The organism is Flavobacterium psychraerolatum, assembly GCF_025960985.1.
Taxonomy (GTDB): Bacteria; Bacteroidota; Bacteroidia; order Flavobacteriales; family Flavobacteriaceae; genus Flavobacterium.
Window position 1 is genome coordinate 1 of the sequence record NZ_JAOQMX010000078.1, and the last position, 6112, is coordinate 6112.

Below are 6112 nucleotides of genomic sequence, written 5' to 3' on the forward strand. Positions count from 1 at the left end.
ACAGACCCAGAAAAAGATTTGGTTTTAAAAGTCCAAATGAAATTTTTGAGCAAAAACTTAAACAATGTGCATAAGGTTGCATTTGTTAATTGAATTCACCGGCTTTAGGAGTATGTTCTGCAATAAATCTTCCAATTATTGTATATTTTTTTTGGTTAGTAACTTATACTATAAAGCCAAAAAGAAGCCTTCAAAAAAGTAGCTGTTGCTTAAAATAATAGTATTTTTGCACTAAAAAAATAAAACAAAAATGTTCAAAAAATATATTTCTAAATTAGAAAGTATAATTGCTTTATTACAATCAATATTAACAGAAAAACAATTTATTTTTCTTGCGAGTGTATTAGTGGGGATTAGCTCCGCATTTGCTGTTATTGTTTTGAAATCTTTTGCACACTGGGTATTTAAATTTGCAACCTATATTAATGGTATATTAAAGCTTAGTTTTATAAACAGTATACTACCAATTATAGGAATTTTATTGACTGCTTTTGTAATAAACCGACTCCTGAACGGAAAAATAGAGAAAGGAACCTCTCAAATTTTATATACCATTGCCAAAAAAGCAAGTATAATTCCGCGCAAACAAATGTATGCGCAAATTGTAACGAGTTCCTTAACAGTTGGTTTAGGAGGTTCTGCTGGACTAGAGAGTCCTATTGTTGTTACAGGTGCTGCTTTTGGATCAAATTTTGCTCAAAATTATAAACTGAGTTACAAAGATAGGACCTTATTAATAGGATGTGGAGTAGCAGCAGGAATATCAGCTGCGTTTAATGCGCCAATTTCAGGGGTACTTTTTGCTATCGAAGTATTATTAGTAGATGTTAGCATTGGAGCTTTTATTCCAATTATGATTTCTGCTGCTACAGGAGCTATTGTTTCTGCCATTGCTTTAGACGAAGATATTTTACTCTCTTTTAGAGAACAAGAAATATTCAACTTTTATAATGTTCCTTTTTATATTCTTTTGGGTATCGTTGCTGGTTTTATGGCCGTTTATTATTCTCGAAATTTCCAACGAATAGAGCACTATTTTGCAAAAATGAAAGGTGGAATCTATCGAAAAGCACTGATAGGATCCTCTCTTTTGGCCATTTTAATCTTTATATTCCCTACTTTATTTGGAGAAGGTTATGAAAGTATTAAAATCTTATCTGAAGACCCAACACGACTCATGGAAAATACACTTTTTGAAAGTTTCAAAGACAACCGATGGGTATTATTATTCTTTGTGGGAGGAACAATGATGATGAAAGTATTCGCATCTGGACTAACCATTGGTAGTGGTGGTAATGGAGGTAATTTTGCTCCTGCCCTATTTTTGGGCTCTTATTTGGGATTCTTTTTTTCTAAGCTTATTAACTTTACAGGTCTAACCAACCTACCGGTAAGTAATTTTACAATGGTAGGAATGGCGGGAATTTTAAGCGGTTTATTTCATGCTCCACTTACCGGTATATTTTTAATTGCAGAGATTACAGGTGGTTACAGTCTTATGATACCACTTATGATTGTTTCTTCTATTAGTTTTGCAATTTCTAAAAGGTTCGAAAAATACTCTTTAGACGTAAAAGTTTTGGCCAAAAAAGGACATGTATTTACAAGTAATAAAGACTCAAATATTTTAACTACACTGGATATTGAGTCCTTGGTGCAAACTGATTATTTAACGATACAAAGTGATGATAGTTTAGATAAATTAGTAGATTTAATTTCACATTCGAATCAAAGTGTTTTTGCTGTTATAAACAAAGACAATGAACTCGAAGGTGTGGTGCATTTTAATGATATTCGCGAAATTATTTTTAATCGATACCGTGTAAAATATACTGTCATTAAAGATATCATGAAACAACCTCCAGCAATTATTTATGCTTTTGACAGTATGGAAGTTGTAATGAATAAGTTTGAGAAATGCAAAAGGACACATTTACCAGTTATTAAAAACGGTAAATATTACGGCTATATTTCAAAATCAATAGCTTTAGAAGCTTATCGTACAAAATTGCGAGCGATGACGATTGAGTAACAATTACTTTTTCGCAGAGATATACAATCATTTTTCAAAGGTACATTAACTCATCTTTATATATTTCTTTACTCCTCATTGAATTTCCAAATTGAATCTTTGTGAAATAACAATTTTCTATTTGTGCTTCCTTCCCAATCCCTACGTAATAAGTATTTTAATATATATTCTCTACGAATATCTTTGCGTTACCATGCATATTTAATAAAGTTTATAAGTTGTTCAATATGAAAGAAGCAATCAAAATGGTAACTTTGTGTTTTTGCAAAAAATTATGCTAGACAATAACAATACTATCGAAGTAATAGGGGCTCGTGTTCACAACCTCAAAAATATAGACATATCCATTCCTAGAGAGAAACTCGTAGTCATTACGGGACTTTCAGGTTCTGGGAAATCATCACTCGCTTTTGACACCATTTATGCCGAAGGACAACGTCGCTACGTAGAAACTTTTTCTGCCTACGCCCGTCAATTTCTTGGTGGATTAGAGCGTCCAGATGTAGACAAAATTGACGGACTTTCGCCAGTAATCGCTATCGAACAAAAAACGACCAGTAAGAGTCCGCGATCAACCGTGGGGACGATTACCGAGATTTACGACTTCTTGCGTTTGCTCTACGCGCGCGCCGCAGATGCCTACAGTTACAACACCGGCGAAAAAATGGTTAGCTACTCAGATGAACAAATCAAAGAGCTAATCACTACCGATTACAGCGACAGGCGCATCAATATTCTAGCCCCTGTAATCAAGGCCAGAAAAGGACATTATGGTGAATTGTTCCAACAAATTGCCAAACAAGGATTTCTGAAAGTGCGTGTCAACGGTGACGTTCTCGATATTACGCCAGGCATGAAGCTCGACCGTTACAAAACCCACGATATCGAAATCGTAGTGGATAGAATAGCAATCGACAACTCTGCAGATACTGCCAAACGTTTGAACGAAAGTATCAATACCGCCATGAATCACGGCGAAAATGTATTGATGGTTTTGGATCAAGACAGTCAAGAAGTACGCTATTTTAGTCGAAACTTAATGTGTCCTACCTCTGGAATTTCGTATCAGAACCCCGAACCCAATTTGTTTTCGTTCAACTCCCCAAAAGGGGCTTGCGACCATTGCAAAGGCTTGGGAACAGTAAACGAAATCAACATCAAAAAAATACTTCCAAATCCAAAACTTTCCATTAAAGCAGGTGGATTTTTACCTTTGGGCGAATATAAATCAACTTGGATTTTCAAGCAGTTAGAAATTATTGGAGAACGCTTTGATTTTAAATTAACCGATCCAATAGAGTCAATTTCTCCCGAAGCAATGGAAATGATTTTGAATGGTGGAAAAGAAAAATTCAGCATTACTTCAAAGGATTTGGGTGTCACTCGTGACTACAAAATCGAATTTGAAGGAATAGCTCATTTCATCAAAAACCAACATGATGAGAGCGGATCTACCACTATCAAACGTTGGGCAAAAGAATTCATGGACGAAATCAATTGTCCTGTTTGTCACGGTTCTCGACTCAAAAAAGAGTCTCAGTATTTTAGGGTAAACGAAAAAAATATCACCGAATTGGTCGATATGGATATTTCTGACCTAACGGCTTGGTTCGAAAACCTAGCAGACGATTTGACCGAAAAACAAATGGCAATCGCAGGCGAAGTATTGAAAGAAATCAAAGACCGTTTGCATTTCTTGATGAATGTAGGTTTGGATTATTTGGCCTTGAGCCGCAGCTCCAAATCACTTTCTGGTGGTGAGGCACAGCGTATTCGATTGGCGACTCAAATTGGTTCGCAACTAGTCGGTGTACTTTATATCTTGGATGAACCGAGTATTGGTTTGCACCAACGCGATAACGAAAAACTCATTTGCTCACTAGAGCAATTGCGCGATATTGGAAACTCTGTTATCGTGGTAGAACACGACAAAGACATGATGGAGCGCGCCGATTATGTGATCGACATCGGTCCCAAAGCAGGTAAATTTGGTGGCGAAATCATCAGCACCGGAACCTACAAAGAGACCCTAGCGTCCAAAACCATTACCGCACAATACTTAAACGGAAAATTGAAATTTGATATTCCGAAAAAGCGTCGCGAAGGAAACGGAAAATCATTAAAACTAACTGGTGCAACTGGTAACAACCTAAAAAATGTTACAATTGATTTGCCATTGGGGAAATTAATTTGCGTTACAGGAGTATCTGGTAGCGGAAAATCAACATTGATCAACGAAACCCTCTACCCTATTTTGAACGCCTTTTATTTCAACGGTGTCAAAAAGCCACAACCCTACAAAAAAATCGAAGGACTCGAACATATCGACAAAGTAATTGACATTGACCAAAGTCCAATTGGGCGCACACCACGCTCCAATCCAGCTACTTATACCGAAGTTTTTACCGAGATTCGCAAGCTCTACACCATGACCTCCGAGAGTATGATTCGTGGGTACAAAGCCGGGCGTTTTAGTTTCAACGTCAAAGGCGGCCGTTGCGAAACCTGTCAAGGATCGGGCGTGCGCACCATCGAAATGAACTTTCTACCCGATGTATATGTAGAATGCGAAACCTGTCAAGGCAAGCGTTTCAACCGTGAGACACTCGAAATTCGATACAAAGGAAAATCCATTTCCGATGTCTTGAACATGACCGTAGACGAAGCCGTTCCGTTTTTCGAAAACATCCCAAAAATATACCGAAAAGTAAAAACCATTCAGGACGTAGGATTGGGTTATATCACACTCGGGCAACAAAGCACCACGCTATCTGGTGGTGAAGCGCAACGCATCAAACTCGCAGGCGAACTCTCCAAAAAAGACACCGGAAACACCTTTTATATCCTAGACGAACCCACCACAGGACTGCACTTTGAAGACATTCGCGTCTTGATGGACGTCATCAACACCCTCGTCGACAAAGGCAACACCATCCTCATCATCGAGCACAACATGGACGTCATCAAACTCGCTGACCACATCATAGACATCGGTCCCGAAGGCGGAAAAGGCGGCGGAAACTTAGTAGCCAAAGGAACTCCCGAGGAAGTCGCTAAAAATAAAAAAAGTTATACCGCTAAGTTCTTGAAAAAGGAATTGCAGTAAATAAAAATAATTTGGGCGTGCCAGCAATAAAAAAAGGGGCTTACTATTCGTTATCAATAGTAAGCCCCTTTTTTTACTGCTGTCGTGTCATCCGCACTACTTCGGTAGTTAGCTCCTACCACTCACGCGGGAGTTGGGTAAAATTGATGATTTCTTTTAAAAAGAAAGAAAAATCTTTGGGTGGAATTTTGTGTTTTTGGGGAGAAACGCATAAACTTGTGTATATTTACTAGTTTTGCGTAATGCGCCAGTGAAATCGCAGAATTAAATACTTAATCAAATTTAAATACTGATAATTTTATATTATTGTATAGTAATAAAAATTTTACAATGAAAACAACAGAATTTAAAAAGTTAATTATACAAACAGAAAATGTTGAATGGTTTAATTCTATTGAAATTAATCTTAATTTTTTAATTATTAACATAAATCAAAAATTTACAGGCCTTGCGTCATTACATCGATTTGTTGAAGAACAAAATTTCGGCTGGGGAAAAATAGAAAAAATACCACAAGAACTTTTAGCATCTCAACATTTTTTCGATTTCATTAGACAACAAATTGAAGTTTTTATTAACACTTATTCTAATATTCCAGAATCAACAATTTTAGATTCTTACTTCAGAAATCCAATATCTGAAATAAACGCAAGAAATGTAAACATATTTACTTTTGATTCTCTCGAAACAGATTTTCTTCTCAAAGTTAAAAACACGAATCCATTATCTTTTCTTGGAGCATTTACATATTTGTGTGGCGACTTGAATCAGAATATGAACCAAAAAGATAATTTTAATGGCTATTTAATTGCATATGAATTCAAATCAAAAGATTCAAAAATATCGGAAAGATTAAACTCTGAAAAGCATTCATTACGAGGCGGATTCAAGTCATAAATGCAACTTGACCATTATTATTTAATGAATGTATAAAAACTTCGTTTGGGGTTTTGTACCCAAATCTTTTCCTAGGT

3 protein-coding genes are annotated in these 6112 nt (G+C 36.3%); all 3 read left to right on the forward strand.

Going from position 1 to position 6112, the window contains the following annotated elements; genetic code table 11:
• The first annotated feature begins 250 nt into the window (after positions 1-250).
• The 3 genes from M2326_RS17235 to M2326_RS17245 all read left to right on the forward strand — a co-directional run bounded on the left by M2326_RS17235 (position 251) and on the right by M2326_RS17245 (position 6035).
• Positions 251-2032 carry a chloride channel protein gene (locus M2326_RS17235; RefSeq protein WP_264620787.1) on the forward strand — a complete coding sequence of 594 codons (1782 nt, stop codon included), beginning with the start codon at positions 251-253 and terminating at the stop codon, positions 2030-2032.
• A gap of 274 nt (positions 2033-2306) precedes the next feature.
• Positions 2307-5138 carry an excinuclease ABC subunit UvrA gene (gene uvrA / locus M2326_RS17240; RefSeq protein ID WP_264620788.1) on the forward strand — a complete coding sequence of 944 codons (2832 nt, stop codon included), beginning with the start codon at positions 2307-2309 and terminating at the stop codon, positions 5136-5138.
• 330 nt (positions 5139-5468) lie between these two features.
• Positions 5469-6035, forward strand: coding sequence for a hypothetical protein (locus tag M2326_RS17245; RefSeq protein ID WP_264620789.1), 567 nt, complete (start codon positions 5469-5471; stop codon positions 6033-6035).
• The last annotated feature ends 77 nt before the right edge of the window (positions 6036-6112 follow it).

Coding starts and splice junctions, on each gene's coding strand:
- M2326_RS17235 (WP_264620787.1), top strand. CDS start 251: ATGTTCAAAAAATATATTTCTAAATTAGAAAGTATAATTGCTTTATTA.
- uvrA (WP_264620788.1), top strand. CDS start 2,307: ATGCTAGACAATAACAATACTATCGAAGTAATAGGGGCTCGTGTTCAC.
- M2326_RS17245 (WP_264620789.1), top strand. CDS start 5,469: ATGAAAACAACAGAATTTAAAAAGTTAATTATACAAACAGAAAATGTT.